Here is a 20,097-nt window from a genome sequence, read left to right as displayed (position 1 = left end):
GTCCATCAGTCGGTACAAAATATGAGGTACCGGGGCGGATCATAAGGTTTCGCGCCGCGCAAGGATCGGCGGATGTCAGCAGCCGATCGTGGGAATCGGGTTCTCCGCGAACCACTTGGCGAGGAAGTCCAGGAAGACCGTGACCTTGCGCTGGGTGCCCGGTCCCGGGCCGTGGATCGCGTACAACGGCCGGTCGGGCGCCGCCAGTTCGGGCAGCTGGACCTGCAGAGCACCGGAGACGAGATCGTCGTAGGCGGACCGCTGCGGCAGCAGGGCGATGCCGCGCCCGTGGACGGCCGCCTTCTGCAGGGCGATGTACGAGTTGGACGAGAAGGCCACGTTGCGGATCTTGTGCAGTGTGGAGGCGGGTCCGTGTCCGATGCGCCAGACGGGGTCGTTGATGTGCACCAGGCAGTCATGGGCGGCCAGTTCATTGGGGTGCGTCAAGGGGCCGTGTTCGTCGATGTACGTCTTCGACGCGCACAGGACGAAGGGCAGCGAGGCGATCTTCTTCAGCCGCACGCTGGAGTCCCGCAGGTCCCGGGTGTGGAACGCCAGGTCGAAACCGCCGTCCAGGAAGTCGTAGGTCCGGTCGGACACGCCTCCCAGCTCGAACCGGATCTGGATCTTCGGATGCGCTGCGGAGAACGCGGCGATGGCGTCACCGAGGTCCAGGCTCCCTATCCACTTCGGGCAGATGATGCTGAGGACGCCCTCGGCCCTGTCGTGCAGATCCGCGATGTCGGAGTCCTCGGCGTCGATCTCCTTCACGATGCGGGCGGCGAACTCGGCGTAGCGCAGGCCCGGTTCGGTCAGGCTCACCGAGCGGGACGTGCGGTTGACCAGCCGGACGCCGACCTGTCGCTCCAGCTCGGCGACATGCCGCGACACGAGTGATCCCGACGACCCCAGCGCTTTGGCGGCTCCGCTGAAGCTGCCGAGGTCGGCGACGATGACGAAACTGCGCATGAGGAGCAGACGGTCCATGGCGTTCCTCCGGTCGTCCACGGCGCCGGTGTCCCTCCGGGCCGCGTCGAACATGGGGCGGTGCACTGAGGTGAAGCCATCACCGTCAGGGTCGTGCCGGTCGACACACTCACGGTAACTAAATCGATCTAGCAACCGTAACAGAAACCAGTCATGATCGCGAGGCCCGGCCCCGAAGACCCGGTTCGGCCCGGTGCGCGCCCGCGGGCTTCGGCTCCAGGCCGGTGCGCGGCTCGCAAACTTAACTTGTTGCCGATGCGCTTCCGCGCGCCTGCCGACGTGCACACACTTTCGGCCATTGACGGGAATGGGTCCGCGAACGGGGCCTTTGTTCTTCGACCACCGGACGACCGCGCGATCCGAACCGGTCCGCGGTCCTTGTGATCAACGAGCGGTATCCGGACGGGAGCTCCTCGGCCGCCGCGGCACAACCCGCGGACCAGGGACCGAACACGTTCCGCTCGTACCTTCTCCGCCCCCTCAGTGACAGCGGGCGATTCCAGACACCACCGGCGTCCGCTCAAGGAAGTACGGACGCTCCGCCATGGAGGCATAAGCAATGACGCTTGTCAGGACGCTTGTCAGACAGAAGTGGCTGGCCTCGTGCACGGCCGTGCTCGCCGCGTCGGCGGTGCTGGCCGGATGCGGCAGCTCCGGCTCCGACTCGGGTTCCGGCTCGACCACTTCGGGCAAGGACAGTTCCGCATCGGGGCTTGCCACGGCCGAGAAGAAGGTGGCGGCCCTACAGGCCGTCGCCAAGACCTACCCCGTCCCCACCGCGAGTGTGCCGGGCGTGGACAAGTTCAAGGGCCGCAAGGTCTTTTACATCCCGATCGTCCAGCAGGTGCCCGCCTTCGTCGCCACGGCCGGGTCGACGAAGCAGGCGCTGTCCAAGGCCGGCCTCTCGCAGCAGGTGTGCGACGGCAAGGCCCAGCCGACCGCGATAGCCGCCTGTGTCCAGCAGGCGATCACCGCGGACGCGGCCGGGATCATCCTGGACGCGATCCCGTACGGCATGGCGCAGAACGCCCTCGACGCCGCGAAGGCCAAGGGCATCCCGATCGTCATCGCGGACCAGAACCCCCCGACCGGAGTCGAGAACAGCAACCAGGTGAGCTATGTGCCGGGTGCGAGTTCGCAGGCCACCGCGATGGCCTGGTGGATCATCGCCGACTCCAAGGGCAAGGCCGATCTGATCATCGCGCAGAACGCCGACAGCCCCACGGCCATCAAGATGGTGGCCGACTCGCTGCCGATCTACAAGAAGTACTGCCCCGGCTGCAAGGTCACGGTCAAGCAGATCACCGCCTCGACGCCGGCCCTGCTGGCCTCGAAGGCGAGTTCCAACGTCCTGAGCAACCCGAACGCCACCTACTACTACACCGAGTTCGAGGACAGCCTCCAGGCCACCCTCCAGGGCGTCCAGCAGTCGGGGCGCTCCGCCGGCGTCTCCGTGTCCACGGCGGCCGGTTCGGTGAACGGGCTGGGCCTGATCAAGACAGGGTCGGTCAAGGCGGTCGTGGCCGCGGACCAGCTCTACATGGGCTACGGCGTGACCGACGAACTCCTGCGCATGATGACCGAGTCCGGGCCCATCGACGAGGCCCAGCCCATGCGGCTGTTCACCAAGGACAACATCGGCAGCATCAAGGTGACGGCCGCGGCCCAGGCCTCTGGCGAGTGGTTCGGCGACGGTTCCTTCCAGGCGGACTTCGCCAAGCTCTGGGGCATCGGGTGATGAAGGAGGCGCACACCGCGAGCGCCGACTCGCGCACCGACCCGCCGGACACGGCACCGCGCCATCGTCTGGAAGTGGCCGAGCTGTCCAAGGCGTTCGGCTCGACCCGGGCGCTTCGCGGGGTCCATCTGCGGATCGCCCCCGGAGAACTGCACGGACTGGTCGGCCAGAACGGGTGCGGGAAGTCCACCCTCGTCAAGATCCTCACGGGCGTGTACGCGCCCGACCCGGGGGCGTCCATCGCGGTGGACGGGCGGCAGTTGGCGCTGCCCGTCCGCCCGATGCGGCAGCGCGAGGCGGGAGTCTCCGTCGTCCACCAGAACAGCGGACTGGTCGACGACCTGACGGTGTGGGAGAACGTGCGGCTGGGGCACTACCGGGCGGGCCGGTTCTCGCGGCGGATCGACCGCCGCGAGGAGCAGCGGGCGACCGAGGAGGTTCTGGCCCGGCTGGACCGCCCTCTGGAGGTCGGCCGTCAGGTCGGGCAGCTCTCGGCGGAGGACCGGGCCGTGGTCGCCATCGCCCGGGCGGTCCAGGACCACCGTCCTGGGGGCGGTCTGATCGTCTTCGACGAGTCGACACGGGCGCTGGGCAGGTCGGCGCGGGCCCGCTTCTTCGAGCTGGTCCGGTCGCTCGTCGACGAGGGCACGTCGGTCCTGCTGATCTCGCACCAGTTGGAGGAGGTCGTCGAAGCGACCGACCGCGTCACGGTGCTGCGCGACGGCGCCGTGGTCGAGGCGGGCCTGCGCACGAGCGAGGTGGACGAGGTCTCGCTCACCCGCATGATGCTCGGACGTCACCTCGTCACGCACGGGCGGGTCGGGAGCCAGGTCAGGGACGAGGTCGTCGCCTCGGTGCGGGGTCTCGCGGTCGGCCCGGTGGCCGACCTCGACCTCGACGTCCGGCGCGGCGAGATCCTCGGACTGACCGGGCTGATCGGCTCGGGCTTCGTCGAGGCGGCCGAGGCGCTGGCGGGCGCACGTCCGGCCGACGCCGGCACGCTGGCGGTCGACGGGCGCGAGCTCGCCCTGGACCGCAGACGTAGCTGCACCGAGGAGTTCGTGGACGCGGGGGTGGCGTTCGTCCCGGAGCGCCGCCTGGAGGCGGGGGTGGCCGGCGAACTCTCGGTGGCCGACAACCTGACCCTGCCACGCGTGCGCGGCCGCGGCGGCCGACTGCGGACCGGCTCCGCGTGGCAGGCCGAGGAGACCGCCGCGACGATCGCGAAACTCGACATCCGGCCGCCCCACCCCGGGGCACCGGTCCACACGCTGAGCGGCGGCAACCAGCAGAAGGTCCTGCTGGGCAAGTGGCTGGCCGGGGCACCGAATCTGCTGGTGCTGCACGAACCGACACAGGCCGTCGACGTCGGCGCCCGCCACGACATCATCGCCGCGATCCGGGAGGCGGCCCGGGACGGCTGCGGCATCGTCCTCGCCTCGATCGACGCCGTGGACCTGGCCGTGCTGTGCGACCGGGTGCTGGTGTTCCGCGACGGCCGGGTCGCCAGGGAGCTGAGCGGCGAACTGGAGCAGGACGCCGTCGTCCACGCGGTCTTCGGCGACGACACCACACCTCAGGGAAAGGGGCGGGGAGACTGATGGACGTCACCGGCCAGCAAGACACCGACACACCCCCTGCCGCGCCGAAGACGGCGCACACCGGCAGGCCGACATCGGCCTCCGCCCTTGCCGGGCACTTCGCGTCGCGCTACTCCGTGATCGCCATCTGGGTGGCCATGATCGCGGTGTACGCCGTCGCGGAGCCGGGGGTGTTCCTGACCGAGGGGACCTTCCAGACGATCTTCGGGTCCCAACAGGCCCTGGTTTTCCTCACCATGGCCCTGCTGTGCACCGTCTGCGTCGGAGAGTTCGTGGACCTGTCGGTCCCGGCGGTCTTCGGATTCTCCGCCACGATCCTGCCCGTTCTGGTCGTCGAGCACGGGTGGGGAGTGTGGCCGGCCGCGCTCGTCGCCGCCCTGGGAGCGATCGTGGTCGGCGTGGTGAACGGACTGCTCGTCGTCGTGGTCGGGGTGAACACCATCGTGGTGACCCTGGGAATGGGCACCCTCCTCGGCGGCATCGCCCTGTGGCTGTCGCACCTCAACACGGTCAGCGGTCTGCCCACCGGGTTCGGCAGGATCGCGCTGTACTCCGTGGGCGGGCTGCCGGTCTCGTTCTACTACGGCGTGGTGCTGGTGGCGGGCTTCGCCTATCTGCTGGCGTGCACACCACTGGGCCGCCACATCCGCTTCGTCGGAGCCAACAGAGAGGTCAGCCGCCTCTCCGGCATCCGCGTCAACCGGATCCGCTTCGGCTCCTTCGTCGCCTCCGGCGCGCTGTGCGGTGTCGGCGCGGTCATCTCGGTCGCGGCCCTGGGCGGCTACAACCCCACCACGTCCGACACCCTGCTGCTGCCGGTCTTCGCCTCGGTCTTCCTCGGCACCGCGATCGTCCTGCCAGGACGCTTCAACCCGGTCGGCACCTTCATCGGTATCTACTTCCTGGCGACCGGCATCCTCGGGCTCCAACTGCTGGGTCTGGAAGCGTGGGTCTCCTCGGTCTTCTACGGAGGTGTCCTGGTCGCGGCGGTCACCATCTCGACCTTGCTGCGCCGCCGCGGTCCATGACCTGACCTGTGCCAGAGCCGGTCGAGCTGACCGGAGTCCCTGGCAATCAGGCACCTAACATGGCCGGTGTGAGGATGACAGCGACGGACCGGCGACAACTCATCACGCGGGCTGCGGGTGAGCTGTTCATCGCGCGCGGCTACGCCGGCGTCTCCATGGAGGACGTACTGACGGCGGTGGGCGGGTCCAAGGCGACCCTGTACCGCTATTTCACCGACAAGAGCGCCCTGTTCCGCGCGTCCGTGCAGGCGCTGTGCGACGAGTGGTCCCAGCCGCTGCACACGTTCGAGCCGGGCAGCGCGAACCTCACCGACACCCTGGTCGCGCTCGGTGAACACTTCGCCGGTGTCGTCCTCACGCCCGAGGCGATCGCCCTGCACCGGCTGGTCACCTCCGAAGCCGTACGCATTCCCGGGCTCGGCGAGGTCTTCGCGGAGCACGGGCCGAACGCGGGCCACGCGGTGCTCGGGCGTTGCCTCCAACAGGCCTGCGACGACGGGCTGATCAGGGTCGCGGACCCGGTGCGAGCGGCGGAACAGCTCTACCAGGCCATGCTGGGCCACGCCCAGATGCGGCTGCTGACGGACGCGCCCGTCAAACTGACCGACGCCGAGGTCCGTGCGTCCATCGAGGAGGCGGTACGGGTCTTTCTGCACGGTGTCTCCGTCGCCCCGGCCTGACCTCTTCGCAAAGCACACTGCGCCCGGTACACGTCTTGCCCCCGATGTGTACTGGACCGTACCGTACAGCTGTCTTGCGACCTCCGAGCAAGGGACGGCCGATGCCGACGACGATCCGAGCCGAACATGTGGGAAGCCTGCTGCGTCCCGGGGAACTGCTGGCGGCGCGTGCCGCGCACCGGCGGGGGGAGGTCTCCGGCGAGCGGCTCGCCGAGCTGGAGGACCAGGCGGCGACCGCCGCGGTGAAGCTGCAACAGGACGCCGGGATGCAGGTCTTCACCGACGGCGAGGTGCGGCGGGACGACTTCATGGCCTCTGTGGTGGAGACGGTCGGCGGGCTGGCGCCCGCCGAGGAGTCCTCGGCCCGGCCGCGCTGGATCCGTGACAGCGACGGCGCCGAACTCGACGGCGACGTCCCGTCGGTGGCGATCACGGCACCCCTGTACCGGCGGACGCCGCTGTCCCTCGCCGAGGCCCGCTGGCTGTCCGCGAACACGCCGGGGCCGTACAAGATCACCATGGCCAGTCCGACGATGGTGGCGGGCTTCTGGCGGCCGGGGGTGTCGGACGACGTCTACCCGACCCGACGTGACGCGGTGGCGGCGCTGGCCGGCATCTACCGGCAGGACATCGCCGATCTGCTCGACACCGGAGTCTCCTGGCTGCAGCTCGACTCGCTCGCCTACTGGGCCAACATCGACCCCGAGGCCGCGCGGATGCGCCGGGTCACGGACCTGGAGGGGCATCTCTCCCACATCATCGACACGGACAACGGCCTGATCCGGTCGGCCCGTTCGCGGCGCCCCGGCATGACCGTGGCCATGCACTTCTGCCGGGGCAACATGCGCAGCGCCTGGTCCGCCCGGGGCGGCTACGAGCCCATCGCGGAGCGGGTGTTCGGCGAGGTCGAGGTCGACCGCTTCCTGCTGGAGTACGACACGGAGCGTTCCGGCGGCTTCGAGCCGCTGCGCTTCGTGCCACCCGCGAAGACCGTCGTCCTGGGGCTGGTGTCGTCCAAGGTGGCGGAGCTGGAGTCGGTGGACAGCCTGCGCCGGCGTATCGACGAGGCGTCGCAGTATCTGCCGTTGGAGCAGCTCGCCCTCAGCCCGCAGTGCGGGTTCGCCTCGACGAGCCAGGGCAATCTGCTGACCGTCGACGAACAGCGCCGCAAGCTGGAACTCGTCGCGGAGACGGCGCGTCTGGTCTGGGGCTGACCGAGGCACCACCACACCCGTCGCGGCTCAACAGCCGCCGCCCAGTGGGTCTTTGGCGTGACACCACGCCGACCGGGTCCTCACGTGCCGTCGAGGACGGCGAGCCGTCGGCGCGGTTCCGCGCTCGCCGAAGCACCGTTGGATGCGATCGCCAGCAGCCTCGCCGCCTTCAACTCGGTCTCCTGCCACTCCCGTTCGGGGTCCGAGTCCCAGGTGATGCCGGCTCCGGCGCCGAAGTTCAGGCGCTGCCGGGCGCGGTCGATCCAGAAGGTGCGGATGCCGACGGCCAGTTCGCCGGTGCCGCGATCGGCGTCGACCCAGCCGATGCCACCGCAGTACGGTCCACGGGGTGCGGTCTCCAGGGCGGTGATGATGCCGAGGGCGCTCTCCTTCGGAGCGCCCGTGACGGATCCCGGCGGGAAGGTCGCCGCCAGCAGCTCGGGCCACCCCACTCCGTCGCGCAGCTCTCCGCTCACCGTGGAGACGAGGTGGACGAGCCCGGGATGGCGTTCGACCGCGCACAGGTCCGGCACGGTGACGCTGCCGGTGGCGCACACGCGCCCGAGGTCGTTGCGGACCAGGTCGACGATCATCACGTTCTCGGCGAAGTCCTTCTCCAGGAGATCCGCCTCGGTGCGCCCGGTGCCCTTGATGGGGCCCGACTCGATCGCCCGCCCCTCGCGGCGCAGGAAGAGTTCGGGGGAAGCCGTGGCCACCTCAAGACCCAGACCCGGCAGCCTGATCAGGCCCGCGTACGGCGCGTGGTGGCGTGCCGCCAACCGGTCGGCCAGCGCCTCGATGTCGGCGTCCGCGCCGATGCGTGCGGACAGGACACGGCAGAGGTTGGCCTGGTACACCTCACCGCGCGCGATGTGCTCGCGGATACGCCGCACGCCCGCCATATAGGCCTCACGGTCCAGCGATGTGGCCCACAAGTCGGGCGCGGGACCGTCCCATCGGGCACCTCGGACGGGGTGCTGTGCGGCGGGCCGTACGTCACGGAAGCGGGCGCAGGTCAAGCGCCCCTCGAAGTCGGCCACGACGGCCCAGAAGCCCTCGGAGTCGAGCGCGGCGGGGTCATGGGTGACGTCGACCAGGTCGGTCGCCACCCGGTCACCGAGCCGGGCCAACGGTGGGAGTCGGAGTGGGAGTCGCATCGTGTCCGGCACCTTTCTGAGCGCGGGCGAACAGCGCCGACCGCTCGACTCGCCTATGCGGGCACGGCGTTGGGCACGGCGTTCCACTCGGCCGCCCGGAGGGTGTTGACCATCAGCATGGCGATGGTCATCGGGCCCACCCCGCCCGGTACGGGGGTGATGCGGCCGGCAACGCCGTCGAGTTCGGCGGCACGGACGTCGCCGGTCAGGCCCTCGGGGGTGCGGTGGATGCCGACGTCGATGACGGTGGCGCCGGGCTTGACGTGCTCGGGTCCGACAAGACCCCGGACTCCGGTGGCTACGACGACGATGTCCGCGGGGCGGGTGACGGCCGCCAGGTCGGCGGTGAACTCGTGGGCGACCGTCACCGTGGCGCCGCGCCGCAGCAGCAACTGGGCCAGGGGGCGGCCGACGAGTTCGCCCCACCCGACGACGGCGACACACGCGCCCCTGAGTTCGATGCCCTCGGTGTCGAGGAGTTCGATGACGCCGCTCGGTGTGCAGGGGCGCAGTCCGCGTTCGCCGCGGGCCAGCCGGCCCGCACTGGCCGTGGTCAGACCGTCGACGTCCTTGGCCGCGGGGATCCGGTCGATCAGGGCCGCGGCGTCGAGGTGGGCGGGCAGGGGGAGTTGGAGCAGGATTCCGGAGACGTCCGGCTCGGCCGCCAACTCGTCGATGACCGCGGCGACTTCGTCCGCGGAGGCGTGCTGGGAGAGGTGTCGGTGGAAGTCGCGCATACCGGCCTCGCGGATGGCGCGGCGTTTGGCGGCGACGTAGACGGCGCTGGCCTGGTCGTCGCCGACCAGAATGGTCGCCAGTCCGGGCACCCGTCCCAGGACGGCGGTCTCGGCGACCCGTTCGGCGACCCGGGCCCGGATGTCACGGGCGATCCGGGCACCGTCGATGGTGGTTGTCATGAGGGCGAACCGCTTTCTGCCGGTGAACGTGCCACTCGCGGGTTCAGGCGAAGACGATGGTGTGCTTGCCGTTGCGGATGACCCGGTCCTCGGCGTGCCACAGCACCGCGCGGGAGAGTACGGCGCGTTCCACGTCGGCACCGCGACGGGTGAGGTCGGCGGCCGTGTGGGCGTGGCTGACGCGCACCACGTCCTGCTCGATGATCGGGCCCTCGTCGAGGTCCTCGGTGACGTAGTGGGCGGTGGCACCCACCAGCTTCACGCCCCGCTCCTTGGCCTTGGCGTAGGGACCGGCGCCGATGAAGGCGGGCAGGAAGGAGTGGTGGATGTTGATGATCGGTACGCCGACCTGCTCGATGAAGTCTCCGGAGAGGATCTGCATGTAGCGGGCGAGGACGACGAAGTCGACGTTGTCCTTGAGCAGCCGCAGGTGTTCGGCCTCGGCGGCGGATTTGTCCGCGCCCATGGAGGGGACGTGGAAGAAGGGGATGCCGAACGACCGTACCTCCTCGGCCGTGTCGGGGTGATTGGAGATCACCATGGCGATACTGACGGGGAGTTGACCCTGGCGGTGGCGCCAGAGCAGGTCGAGCAGGCAGTGGTCGGACTTGGAGGCGAAGATCGCCACCCGCTTCGGCACGGACAGGTCGCGCAGGGTGTAGGAGAGGCCGTACGGCTTCACCAGCTCCTTGTCGAAGTCGGCGCGCAGGCCGGGCAGTTGGGCCCGCAGGCCGTCCAGTCCGAAGACGGTGCGCTGGAAGAAGGCGCCGCCCTGCGGGTTGTCGGAGTACTGGTCGAGGGACACGATGTTGGCGCCGTGCCGGCCGAGGACGGAGGTCACGGCCGCGACGATGCCGGTGGCGTCGGCGCCCTGGACGATCAGTGACGCCTGGTGCCCCGCTCCCCCGGTCTTCTTGGCGATGTCGGTGGGCGCGGCCTGCGTGACGGTCATACGAGGTTGTCCTTCCTGAACTGTGCGATCCACTCGGACGTGGCCCGCAGGCCGCCGAAGGTGTAGAAGTGGATCTTTATGTCTCCGTGGCGGGCCGGGTCGTAGCCGTCCGCGAGTGCGCGCAGGAACTTGTCCGGGCCCGCCGTGCCCATCAGGTTGGTGATGGACAGGCCGTACTTCTTGGCGATGGAGGCGCTGGTGCCGACGCCGAACCGGGTGGCGTAGGACATCAGGCGTCGCACCCCGGCCGGTCCGGGGACGCCGATCCGGACGGGCAGCGTGATGCCCTCCGCGCGGACCTTCTCCAGCCAGGCCAGGACGGGATCGACGTCGAAGCCGAACTGGGTGATGACGCTGCCGTCGAGTTCCTGCTCGGCGATGGACGCGTTCTTCTCGCGGAGCGCGGACCACAGCGCGTCCCCGGCGATGTCCGGGTGGCCCTCCGGGTAGCCGCTGATGCTGATGTGCCGGACGCCGTACTCCCGTAGCAGTCCCGTCTCGATGAGGGCGAGCGAGTCCTCGTACGGGCCCTCGGGGCGGGTGGGGTCGCCGCCCACGGTGAAGACGTTGGCGCAGGTGCCGTCGGCCCTCAGGCCGGCGAGGAACTCCTCGAACTCGGCCTGCGAGCCCAGGCGTCGGGCGGAGATGTGCGGCACCGGCACGAAGCCGAGGCGTTTCACCGCCCGGGAGGCCGCCAGGCGCAGTTCGAGGTTCTCGTTGCCGAGGAAGGTGACGTTGATGCGGGTGCCCTGCGGGATGGAGTGCCGGGCCTCCTCCAGTTTCGGGACGTCCTTGCCTGTCATCTCCAGGGAGAAGTCCTCCAGCAGCGATGTGCTCACCGCCGCCGAGGCCGTGCTGAGGGGGTTCATCGTGCTCCTTGTCGATAGGGAAGGGCAGGGGGCGGTGGGCGGCCGGACGCGTGACGCTGCCTCCGGCCGCCGAGAAACTCCGGCGAAGTCCAGCGCGCCCCTAGGGGCGCGGGGAACTGCGCGCCCAGCCCCCACAGACCCGCAGACGACTCACCGGCATCCGGCGGAGCCACCCGCGGAGCTACCCGCGCCGGTACTCCGTGCGCGCGTGCCGGTCGAACGGGCTGGGCTGGACGGTCGCGCGGATGCGCGGGAACCCGAGGTCGGCCTCGGGGTCGGTACCGAGGCCCGGGTGCTCGCCCCAGACCACGGTCACCTCGGTGCCGGGCTCGGCATGCGCGGAGTCGATCAGGGTCTGCGCCAGCACCGTGCCGACCGGGTCGATCGACGCGGTCTGCATGGTGGCGCCGACCAGGCCGGCCGAGGTCTCCACCCGGTGGCGGGCGTAGGTGAGGACGAAGCCGGGGTCCTCTCCCCCGCCGACGACCCGGCGCACGTCGTCGGCGTCGAACACCAGGGTGACCTTGGTGCGGCGGGGCTCGTCCTTCGCCTTGAGCAGGGCGTCGCGGCCGTGGAAGTCGTGCCCGAAGTGGATCAGCCTGCCGTAGCCCAGCTCGTACGGGGAGACGTAGAAGTCCTCGATGTCCTCCGAGAAGTAGCTGCCGTTGAGCGGGCGCTTGCCCTCGATGCCGAACAGCGGCAACCAGGCACGGTATTCCGCGAGTTCGGGGTCGACGTAGATGCCCGGGACGGGCGAGGGGATCCAGCCGCTCTCGACACTCGGCGTGGTGTACGCCAGCGCGCCGACCTGCACCAGGCCCAGCGGCTCACCGGCCTTGAGGAACGCTTCGTGCACGTACGCGGCGTGCTCCCAGGGGCCGATGAACTCGTAGCCCGCCTGCCCGGCCATGCCGTGGCGCAGTGCCTCGAAGGAGCGGCCGTGCAGGGTGACCGGCGTGGAGTGGAAGAACTTGGTCTCCGGGAGCGGGCCGCCGAAGACGTTCTCGATCAGCTCCAGTGCCAGCGGGCCCTGGATCTGGTAGCGGAACAGCTTGGGGTCACCGCCGCCGGGCCGGAAGGCGGAGGACGCGTCGGTCTCGAAGGCGACGTCGTAGCCGCCCTTCTCCGCGTGGTACTGCACCCAGTGCTGGGCGGCGGGGACACCACTGAGGAGGTACTTGTTCTCGGCGCGCCGCAGGAGGATGCCGTCGGTGACGATCTTGCCGTCCCGGGTGACCGGTACGTACTGCTTGGCCTGGCCGATCGCGAACTTCTCGAAGTTGTTGGCTCCGTACTCGGCCAGCACACGGGTGGCGTCGGGACCCTCGATCCACAGATCGAACATGTGGTGCGAGAGGTTGAGCAGTGCGACGCCCTCGTGCCAGGCCGCCTGTTCCTGGCGCCATCCGACGTACTCCCGCTCGACCACCTCGGGGGTCCAGGGTTCGGCGTTCGGCTGCCAGAGCAGACCGATGGGCGAACCGGCCTTGTCGATGCCGTCCTGAAGACTGGGGATTGCCATTGCGGCTCCTCTCAAAGCCATCTCCCCTGAAGCGCTAAATCGATCTAGTGACGCGGCTCGTCACAATCGGCTCACTTCGGGAGGAAAAGGGGGATCGCTAGAACGATCTAGCGCAAGCTAGCAGACGGGTTCGGAGCTTGGGGAGACTCGTGCAGCGCATTCATTGCTGTCTCCGCGCGACGGTCTCCGGACTCCGAGAACCGACGGTCGTCCGTCCAGGCGGCGGCCACACACACCGCGTGCAGGCTGGAGCGGACGTCGTGCACCCGCACACAGAACGCGCCGGCCACGGCGGCCAGCGCGGACACCGCCGCGGTGGCCGCGTCGCGGTCGCCGGGCACGGTATCGATCCCCGCCCGGTCACTCAACGCGGCACCGATGAAACGCTTCCTGGACGCCCCCACCAGCACGGGGAGACCGGTGGCCCGCAGGGCGGGCAGACGGGTGAGCAGTTCCCAGTCGTGGGTCGCGCGCTTGGCGAACCCGAGTCCGGGATCGAGGATGATGCGCCCCGGATCGATCCCGGCCGCGGTGAGCGCCTCCACGCGGCGCAGCAGTTCGGCGATGACATCGCCGACGACGTCGCGGTAGACCGCGTGGCGGTCCATCTCACGGCTGGGCGCACGCCAGTGCATCGCGACATACGGCACCCCGGCCGCCGCGACGACGCCGGCCATGGCGGGATCCGCCAGCCCGCCGCTGACGTCGTTGACCATGCAGGCGCCGGCCTCGATCGCGGCGCGGGCGACCGCCGCGTGCATGGTGTCCACGCTGACGGCGACCTCCGCACGCACCAGCTCCCGCACCACCGGCACCACACGGGCCAACTCCGCCTCCACCGGGACGGATTCGGCCCCCGGCCGGGTGGACTCGCCGCCCACATCGACCAGGTCGGCGCCCTCCTCGGCGAGTCGCAGGCCCTGTTCCACGGCCCACCCGGTCTCGGCGTACCGGCCCCCGTCGGAGAACGAGTCCGGAGTCACGTTCAGGATGCCCATCACCAGGCACCGGCCGGGACGTGGAAGTCCGGCGGGACCTTGCGGGGGTGGCTGTGCAACGGCACATTGCATGTCGATCACGGGTCGAACGACCTCCTCCGCCTGCGGGCCGTCCGCCCTGCGAGCTGGAAAAGCTAAATCGATATAGCGGATACGTTACAACGGATCGCTAAATCGTTCTAGCCCTGGGCGGTCGAATGTCGTCGGCCGTCACCTGACGGCGCCCCTCGACGTGGGCGCAGCGGTCGTGACCGGCCACGGCGCTGCAGCGCCACACTCCGGCGGTGTCCCGCAACCTGATCTCGTCGCGATGAGCGACCACGTCGCCGACCTGCTCGGCGCGCAGCCGGGCGACCACGTATCCGGCGGCCAGACCGGTGATGTCGGAGACGACACCCATGGGCAGCAGCGAGCGCGTCTCGGCGATGGCGTCGTCCTCGCCCGCCCGCATCACGACGCGGATGTGCGGTGCGACGCCGTGGGCGGCGATGGCCACGGCCACGTTGTCCAGGTCGTCGGAGCCGACGGCTGCCAGCGCCCGGGCGTGACCGATACGCAGCCGTTCCAGTACATGGCGGTCTCCGCCGTGGCCGTCCATGACGGGAATCCCGAGGGTGCGCGCCAGCCGCGCGGTGGCCGCCTGCGGGTCGCGTTCGACGCCGACGACGGGGATGCCCAGCGCGCGCAGCTCGACGCAGAGCCGCATACCGACCTGGCCCATTCCCACCACGATGACGTGCCCGGCGCGGGGCAGAGTGCGTGGACCGACCAGCCCGATCAGGCGCGGACCGAGCATGCGCTCGACCACTCCCGCGGTGAAGAAGGCGGTGAAGGCGACGGTGCTCAGCATCGCGAGGACGGCGAAGACCTGGTAGGCGTGGGCGTCCGGTGGTGCGGCGGCCGGACCGACGCCGGCCACCACGCGGGCGGCCTCGAACAGCGCCTCGGACGGGCGATGGCCGAACGCCGTGAGCCATGCCCAGTCGGCGGCGAGTACGACGAGCATCGCGAGCATGCCCAGGACGAGCAGCCGGGTGCCCGGATCGTGGGAGCGCAGCTGGAACCCGCCCCACCGTCCGAGGTACCGGTGACGCCACGGCCCCGGCAGGGCCGATTCCCCGGCCTCCAGGACGCCGTCACGTTCTCGGACGACCTGGACACACCCGCCGCGCCGGCGGGCGGCGACGAAGGAAGGATCCAGGCACGGGCCGGCCAGTGACGGCGCCGCGAGGTCGGCCGGCGAGGTGACGTCGCACTGCGGCAGGAGTCGCGCGAGCTCATCGGCGATGGTGCGATCGAAGATCGTGACGATCAGAGGTACGTCGGGCGCGACGTGCGCGACGGCGAGCGCGTAGCGCAGGGCCGCGACATCGTCGTGGAGCAGTACGGCCACGCCCGCCGGCCGCAGGGCGAGCGCCGCGCGCAGTTCGGGGTCGCGTGGCCGCGGGAGGTGCCGCACCACGTCGGACGAGGTGTGAAGGGCACTGCACACCCGGCCGGCCAGGTGCGTGTCACCGATGACGACGTACGAACGGACGGGGCCGTGCTGCTTGTGACGTGCTGAATCCAAGGTCATAGGGTCGATGTCCTGCCTCGAGAGATGACGGTGAGCCGGTGGGCGGTCGACCGGCTGGAGCCCGTCCGGCAGCCCGAGCCGGTCGTCAGGTGGCCCTCGGCCGACGGTGGTTGTCGGGAACGGCCGACGCGGGAGTCACGGCCGGCCTTCGGACGGCGCCACGGCGTACGACCCCTCGCCCGTCTGTTCGACGGCTCGGCGCGACGACGCGAGGATACGGAGGGACGCCCGATCCGGGGTCCCCGTCCCCGCCGCGCCGTACCGTACGTTTCAGTGCCGTACGGGGCAAGGCCATCGGCTCCGGTCGGTCTCCTTACAATGGGTGAACGCCGTGTCGCTGGGACTCAGGTGCACACGACAACGTCAGAGCAGGGGTGATGGGGACTTCCAGGAGAGTCACGCTGAACGACGTGGCCGCGGCGAGCGGTGTTTCCCGCGCCACCGTCAGCTTCGTCCTCAACGACGACCCGCACCAGACGATCTCGGCCGCCACCCGCGACCGGGTGAAGGAGGCGGCCCGAACTCTCGGCTATGTTCCGCACGGTGTGGCGCGAGCACTGCGCGAAGGGTCCTCCCGGGTCGTCGTCCTGAACATCGACGCGGGCATGGAAGGCGCGTACTCCCGCAGCTACATCCACGGGCTCGACGCGGAGCTGGCCGCCCACGACCATGTCCTCCTGGTCCGGCACGGCCGCCACACCAAGCAGTCCACGCAGCAGGTTCTCGACGCCATCGTCCCCCGCGCGGTGATCCGCTTCGGCGAGACGTATCTGACCGGCCACGCCCTCGACGACCTGGGAGGCGGCTGGCGCAACGGTCTCGCCGCCCACACCGCGCTCCAGCTCCGCCATCTCGTCGAGCACGGCCACACCCACATCGCCCTGGCACTGCCGGACACCGAGTCACCGCTCGCCGAGGCCCGCCTTCGCTTCACCGCGCATGCCGCGCAGAACCTCGCCATCCCCACCCCGGTCTCCTTCACCGCCCCCCGGGACCGGTCCGCGTGCGCCGACGCCGTCGGCGCACTCCTCTCCCGCACCCCCGCGGTGACCGCGATCGCCGGCTTCAACGACGACATGGCCCTGCGCGTCCTCACCGCCCTGCGCGACCTGGGCCGGCGCGTGCCGGACGACACGGCCGTGATCGGCTTCGACGACAACGGCTACGGCGAACACGTCATCCCCTCGCTGACCACGATCAACGTCGACGGCGAGGCCCACGGCCGGCTCAGCGCCCGGCTCGCCCTGGGGCTCGACACCAGCGGTCTGGAGCCCCCGCCCGCACGGGTCGTCGTCCGCGAGTCGACCTGACGGGGCGGGCCAGGCACTTCACCACGGCGATCATGAAGACGGCGCCGTGGATTCCAGCGACCGGAGGGTCCACGCTCTCGCCGACGTAGGCGGAACGTGACCTACGGCCCGCCGCTGTCGGCCGTCCGCTCCAGAAATTCCGCGCCCGGCTCTTGAGTGCCTCAGAAGTGTACCGTACCGTACAGTTCACAACGCCGACGAAGGCGTACGACCCTTCGGCGTGCCCGCCCGTTCGGGCTGTACCCCTCAGCCGCGACACCCCCGAGCCGGGTCACTCACGACGCCAGGCGTCGCAAACGGCTTCGCCCCTGCCGCCACCAGAACGGTCGGCCCCGCCTTTGCCGCCGCCTCACCCACGCATCGCGACGACATGGAGAACACCGATGGCACAACTCGAAGAGCAGATCCAGGCGGCCGGAGGGCCGTTGGGCCTGCTGCGCGGCGGCCGTTCCGGCGCCTACCCGTTCCCGATCAAGGCCGAGTTCACCAACTGGCGTGACGAGCAGGAGAGTTGGCGCAACTCGGCGGCGCTGATGGACCTGTCCCATCACATGACCGACCTCACCGTCGAAGGACCCGACTGCTACCGGCTGTTGGCCGATGTCGGCGCCAACACCTTCCAGGGTTTCGGCCCGATGAAGGCCAAACAGTTCATCGCCGTCAACCACGACGGCTACATGATCGGCGACTGCATCCTCTTCTGCCTCGCCGACAACCATGTCCGCCTCGTCGGCCGCCCGCCGGCCCTCAACTGGGTCCAGTTCCATGCCGAGACCGGCGGCTACGACGTCACCCTGCGCCGCGACGAACGCACCGCGCAGAACCCGCACGGCCGCGAGTTCTTCCGCCTCCAGCTCCAGGGCCCGCACGCCTCGGCCATCTTCGAGAAGGTCAACGGCGGCCCCATGCCCGACATCCCCTTCTTCAGCATGGGCAAGTTCAACATCGGCAAGCACGAGGTCACCGCCCTCAACCACCGCATGTCCGGGTTCCCCGGCCTCGAGTTCTTCGGCCCCTACGAACACATCGACGACGTCCGCGACGCCATCCTGGAAGCCGGCGAGCCCTTCGGCGTCCGTCGGATCGGCGCCCGTGCCTACGCCTCCGTGGCCACCGAGTCCGGCTGGATCGCCAACACCGTCCCCGCCGTCTACTCGGGCGAGAGCATGAGGACGTACCGCGAATGGCTCGGCGTGCGGACCTTCGAGGCCAATCTCTCCCTCGGCGGCAGCTTCGCCTCCGACCGCGTCGAGGACTACTACGTCACCCCCTGGGACCTCGGCTACGGCCACATCCTCAAGTTCGACCACGACTTCATCGGCCGCGAGGCACTGGAGCGCCGGAAGGGCGACAGGCATCGCCGGAAGGCCTGGCTGGCCTGGCACCGCGACGATGTCGCCCGTGTCTTCGCCTCCCAGTACGAGCAGGGCGACCGGCGCTTCAAGTACATCGAGATGCCCGCCGCCTTCTACGCCGCCTCCCAGTTCGACCGCGTCGAGAGCAACGGCCGTCTCGTCGGCCTGTCGACCCTGTGCAGCTACACCGCCAACGTCCGCGGCTGGATATCCGTCGTCATGATCGACGACGACGTCCACTACGGACAACAGGTCGAACTGGTCTGGGGCGAGCCCGACGGCGGCTCCGCCAACCCCACCGTCGAACGCCACTCCCAGACCACCGTCCGCGCCACCGTCATCCGCAGGCCCTTCGCGGGCGACAAGCACTGACAACGGTCCGCTCGGGCGGGGTTCGCGCTCCCCTCGCAGGGCGGGGCACCAGGCAGGCGGCTCCCGCCTGGTGCCCCGCCCGCACCACCCTTGCCGGTCAGCTGTCCGTGTCGCAGTACACGGGTGCGGTGTCCGCGTTGTCCTTGGTCACCAGACGGGCGTCGATGTGGGCGATCTTGGTCTTCTCGTCCTTGCGCAGCAGGGAGAGCGTGTGGGTCACGGCCAGCGCTCCCAGGTCCTGGACCGAGTTGGAGACCGTCGCCGCGAACTTTCCGTCCTTCAGGGCGGCGAGCCCCGGGTCGGTACCGTTGACCGTCACGATCTTCACGCCGGCGGCACCCGCCGCGTCGAACGCCTCACGCACGCCGAAAGCCATGTCCTCGTTGGCGACGAACGCGTACCGGATGTCGGGGTGAGCCTTGATCAGCCCGGCCGCGGCGGCCTTGGCGGTCGCCCGGTCGAACATGCCCCGCTCGTTCCCCACCACCCGCACATTGCCTGCCAGGTTCTTCGTGAATCCGCCGACCATCAGGTTGGACGACGTACTCCCGTCGCCGGAGACGACGACAGCCTCGGCAGGCTTTCCGTCAGCGTCGTCGTCGACCCATTGGGCGTCCAACTTGCCTATCCCCGGCAGGTCGCTGATGACGGCACCGAGGATGTCACTGTCGTCCGACGGCGTCAGCGCGATCAGCGTGATGGGTGTCTTCGCCTTGTGCGCTGCCGCGATGTCGGCGCCCAGGGCACTGGCGTCCACACTGAGCAGGACAATCGCGTCGACCTTGCGCGCGATCATGTCCTTCACATTGCGCAGCTCCGTCGACTTGCTTCCGTTCGAGTTCGCGGTCAGCACTTTTGCCAGGTTGTCCGATGTCGTCCTCGTGACCGCCGTCTGCAGGCAGGTGTGGAACGACGTCGTTCCCCCGTTGATGAAACCTAAGACGACAGGCCCCGTGGACTGGGTGCTGTCGTTGGGAATCAGACCGCATCCGGTTGCCAAGAGGCCAAGGCCGACGCCGGTCGCGAGCAGCCGTCTGCTGGATATGGGCATGTATGGGGAGTCTTTCTGCTGCACATGACTTCGTCGTCAGGGCAGACAGCACTGGAAATTTCTCAGAGTTGCTCGGCCTGAGATCCACCGACATGAACAAGGCGTCCAGAGGTGCACCCGTCTCACGAGGATCACTTTCGCTGATATTTGCCCCACTTTGTCACTTGAACGTTCTAGTGCCCAGGTGGAAATCCTTGGTTCCAGCGGCCGAACTGACGCAGGCGGAAGCTAACAGAGCAGATCTCAGGAGACGAGGACGCGGTAGCGCAATCTTTGCTTGCGCTCCGCGCAAGCTCACCTTCGGCGTGCTCAGTCAGCAACTCGGCGAGGGACGGCACGGCGAGTCCGTCAACCCCCGTGTGATCGACGGCACTTGGCACGATGCCGCGATCGAGATGCCGACCCGCCACGATGCTCTGCGATATCTGGCCGAGGCGCAGTGGGCCGGTGCGGCGCGCCGAATGGTCGCCGCGACGGGAATTGCTCCGCCGGGTACCCCGGGCGCCCCGGGCGGCTGCCGGTGGATCGCGCCGCGCGACCAGGACCGCCAGGTGCTCACCGTGGCGACTCAGGTCCGCGAGGACGGCGGTGTCCACAACCCCTACAGCGTCGCCGCTCGCGGCGGTGACAGCCGCGCCCGGTCCCTCCTCGATCCCGCTGCCGTCCTGCTCACCTCCGGCTCAACTGCCCTGCCGGGCCTGGCGCTTCTGCGACATGCACCAGATCCCGGCGACGGGAGACGGAGCTCCTCAGTAGTAGTGGCGCATGAT

At 69.6% G+C, this 20,097-nt stretch carries 16 protein-coding genes and 1 pseudogene; 8 read left to right on the top strand and 9 right to left on the bottom strand.

Going from position 1 to position 20,097, the window contains the following annotated elements; all coding sequences use genetic code 11:
* Positions 1-75: 75 nt before the first annotated feature.
* On the bottom strand, positions 76-987 hold the full coding sequence (locus JHN45_RS25825; protein ID WP_200711799.1) for a LysR family transcriptional regulator: 912 nt from the start codon (positions 985-987) through the stop codon (positions 76-78).
* 559 nt (positions 988-1,546) lie between these two features.
* On the opposite strand from JHN45_RS25825, the gene JHN45_RS25820 reads away from it, so the two are divergent.
* The 5 genes from JHN45_RS25820 to JHN45_RS25800 all read left to right on the top strand — a co-directional run bounded on the left by JHN45_RS25820 (position 1,547) and on the right by JHN45_RS25800 (position 7,248).
* Positions 1,547-2,725 (top strand): substrate-binding domain-containing protein, encoded by a 1,179-nt coding sequence (locus JHN45_RS25820; RefSeq protein ID WP_201050824.1) that lies wholly within the window; start codon positions 1,547-1,549, stop codon positions 2,723-2,725.
* Positions 2,725-4,326, top strand: a complete 1,602-nt coding sequence (locus JHN45_RS25815) for a sugar ABC transporter ATP-binding protein (RefSeq protein ID WP_201050823.1) — start codon at positions 2,725-2,727, stop codon at positions 4,324-4,326. The genes JHN45_RS25820 and JHN45_RS25815 overlap by 1 nt, the downstream gene beginning before the upstream one ends.
* Positions 4,326-5,354 (top strand): ABC transporter permease, encoded by a 1,029-nt coding sequence (locus JHN45_RS25810; RefSeq protein WP_201050822.1) that lies wholly within the window; start codon positions 4,326-4,328, stop codon positions 5,352-5,354. Before JHN45_RS25815 ends, JHN45_RS25810 begins: the two co-directional genes overlap by 1 nt.
* Positions 5,355-5,428: 74 nt before the next feature.
* Positions 5,429-6,034: a TetR/AcrR family transcriptional regulator gene (locus JHN45_RS25805; protein WP_201050821.1), complete on the top strand. Its 606-nt coding sequence runs from the start codon at positions 5,429-5,431 to the stop codon at positions 6,032-6,034.
* Positions 6,035-6,135: 101 nt separating this feature from the next.
* A complete protein-coding gene (locus JHN45_RS25800; protein ID WP_201050820.1) occupies positions 6,136-7,248 on the top strand; it encodes a cobalamin-independent methionine synthase II family protein in 1,113 nt (370 codons plus the stop codon).
* Positions 7,249-7,328: 80 nt separating this feature from the next.
* Here JHN45_RS25800 and JHN45_RS25795 read toward each other — a convergent pair whose 3' ends face one another.
* The 7 genes from JHN45_RS25795 to JHN45_RS25765 form a co-directional block, all read right to left on the bottom strand.
* Positions 7,329-8,405, bottom strand: coding sequence for a chorismate-binding protein (locus tag JHN45_RS25795; protein WP_201050819.1), 1,077 nt, complete (start codon positions 8,403-8,405; stop codon positions 7,329-7,331).
* A gap of 53 nt (positions 8,406-8,458) precedes the next feature.
* Positions 8,459-9,322, bottom strand: coding sequence for a bifunctional 5,10-methylenetetrahydrofolate dehydrogenase/5,10-methenyltetrahydrofolate cyclohydrolase (locus JHN45_RS25790; RefSeq protein ID WP_201050818.1), 864 nt, complete (start codon positions 9,320-9,322; stop codon positions 8,459-8,461).
* A 43-nt stretch (positions 9,323-9,365) separates the two neighbouring features.
* Complete coding sequence (gene purU, locus JHN45_RS25785) at positions 9,366-10,274, bottom strand: formyltetrahydrofolate deformylase (RefSeq protein ID WP_200711807.1); 909 nt, start codon at positions 10,272-10,274, stop codon at positions 9,366-9,368.
* Positions 10,271-11,143 carry a methylenetetrahydrofolate reductase gene (locus JHN45_RS25780; protein ID WP_200711808.1) on the bottom strand — a complete coding sequence of 291 codons (873 nt, stop codon included), beginning with the start codon at positions 11,141-11,143 and terminating at the stop codon, positions 10,271-10,273. The genes purU and JHN45_RS25780 overlap by 4 nt, the downstream gene beginning before the upstream one ends.
* Positions 11,144-11,324: 181 nt before the next feature.
* Positions 11,325-12,665: an aminomethyltransferase family protein gene (locus tag JHN45_RS25775; protein ID WP_201050817.1), complete on the bottom strand. Its 1,341-nt coding sequence runs from the start codon at positions 12,663-12,665 to the stop codon at positions 11,325-11,327.
* 107 nt (positions 12,666-12,772) lie between these two features.
* Complete coding sequence (gene folP / locus JHN45_RS25770; protein ID WP_201050816.1) at positions 12,773-13,663, bottom strand: dihydropteroate synthase; 891 nt, start codon at positions 13,661-13,663, stop codon at positions 12,773-12,775.
* Positions 13,664-13,832: 169 nt separating this feature from the next.
* Positions 13,833-15,233: an NAD(P)-binding protein gene (locus tag JHN45_RS25765; protein WP_236584098.1), complete on the bottom strand. Its 1,401-nt coding sequence runs from the start codon at positions 15,231-15,233 to the stop codon at positions 13,833-13,835.
* 416 nt (positions 15,234-15,649) lie between these two features.
* On the opposite strand from JHN45_RS25765, the gene JHN45_RS25760 reads away from it, so the two are divergent.
* Both JHN45_RS25760 and JHN45_RS25755 read left to right on the top strand, forming a co-directional pair.
* Positions 15,650-16,549 carry a LacI family DNA-binding transcriptional regulator gene (locus tag JHN45_RS25760; protein ID WP_307783198.1) on the top strand — a complete coding sequence of 300 codons (900 nt, stop codon included), beginning with the start codon at positions 15,650-15,652 and terminating at the stop codon, positions 16,547-16,549.
* Between the two features lie 383 nt (positions 16,550-16,932).
* Entirely contained in the window at positions 16,933-18,276 is a 1,344-nt protein-coding gene (locus tag JHN45_RS25755; RefSeq protein WP_201050814.1) for an aminomethyltransferase family protein, read from the top strand.
* Positions 18,277-18,373: 97 nt separating this feature from the next.
* Here the strand turns inward: JHN45_RS25755 and JHN45_RS25750 are convergent, their stop codons facing one another.
* Positions 18,374-19,327, bottom strand: coding sequence for a substrate-binding domain-containing protein (locus tag JHN45_RS25750; protein ID WP_201050813.1), 954 nt, complete (start codon positions 19,325-19,327; stop codon positions 18,374-18,376).
* Positions 19,328-19,632: 305 nt separating this feature from the next.
* On the opposite strand from JHN45_RS25750, the pseudogene JHN45_RS25745 reads away from it, so the two are divergent.
* Positions 19,633-20,097, top strand: a pseudogene (locus tag JHN45_RS25745) (hypothetical protein); the annotation flags it as partial.

It is taken from the genome of Streptomyces sp. MBT53 (genome assembly GCF_016654115.1).
In the GTDB taxonomy this organism is placed as follows: domain Bacteria; phylum Actinomycetota; class Actinomycetes; order Streptomycetales; family Streptomycetaceae; genus Streptomyces.
The sequence above is the reverse complement of the archived record's forward strand: the minus strand, read 5'-3'. Positions and strand labels throughout refer to the sequence as shown.

Bases quoted from the DNA above. Each gene is read 5' to 3' on its own strand.
- JHN45_RS25825 (WP_200711799.1), bottom strand. From the start codon at position 987: ATGGACCGTCTGCTCCTCATGCGCAGTTTCGTCATCGTCGCCGACCTC.
- JHN45_RS25820 (WP_201050824.1), top strand. From the start codon at position 1,547: ATGACGCTTGTCAGGACGCTTGTCAGACAGAAGTGGCTGGCCTCGTGC.
- JHN45_RS25815 (WP_201050823.1), top strand. From the start codon at position 2,725: ATGAAGGAGGCGCACACCGCGAGCGCCGACTCGCGCACCGACCCGCCG.
- JHN45_RS25810 (WP_201050822.1), top strand. From the start codon at position 4,326: ATGGACGTCACCGGCCAGCAAGACACCGACACACCCCCTGCCGCGCCG.
- JHN45_RS25805 (WP_201050821.1), top strand. From the start codon at position 5,429: ATGACAGCGACGGACCGGCGACAACTCATCACGCGGGCTGCGGGTGAG.
- JHN45_RS25800 (WP_201050820.1), top strand. From the start codon at position 6,136: ATGCCGACGACGATCCGAGCCGAACATGTGGGAAGCCTGCTGCGTCCC.
- JHN45_RS25795 (WP_201050819.1), bottom strand. From the start codon at position 8,405: ATGCGACTCCCACTCCGACTCCCACCGTTGGCCCGGCTCGGTGACCGG.
- JHN45_RS25790 (WP_201050818.1), bottom strand. From the start codon at position 9,322: ATGACAACCACCATCGACGGTGCCCGGATCGCCCGTGACATCCGGGCC.
- purU (WP_200711807.1), bottom strand. From the start codon at position 10,274: ATGACCGTCACGCAGGCCGCGCCCACCGACATCGCCAAGAAGACCGGG.
- JHN45_RS25780 (WP_200711808.1), bottom strand. From the start codon at position 11,143: ATGAACCCCCTCAGCACGGCCTCGGCGGCGGTGAGCACATCGCTGCTG.
- JHN45_RS25775 (WP_201050817.1), bottom strand. From the start codon at position 12,665: ATGGCAATCCCCAGTCTTCAGGACGGCATCGACAAGGCCGGTTCGCCC.
- folP (WP_201050816.1), bottom strand. From the start codon at position 13,663: ATGGGCATCCTGAACGTGACTCCGGACTCGTTCTCCGACGGGGGCCGG.
- JHN45_RS25755 (WP_201050814.1), top strand. From the start codon at position 16,933: ATGGCACAACTCGAAGAGCAGATCCAGGCGGCCGGAGGGCCGTTGGGC.
- JHN45_RS25750 (WP_201050813.1), bottom strand. From the start codon at position 19,327: ATGCCCATATCCAGCAGACGGCTGCTCGCGACCGGCGTCGGCCTTGGC.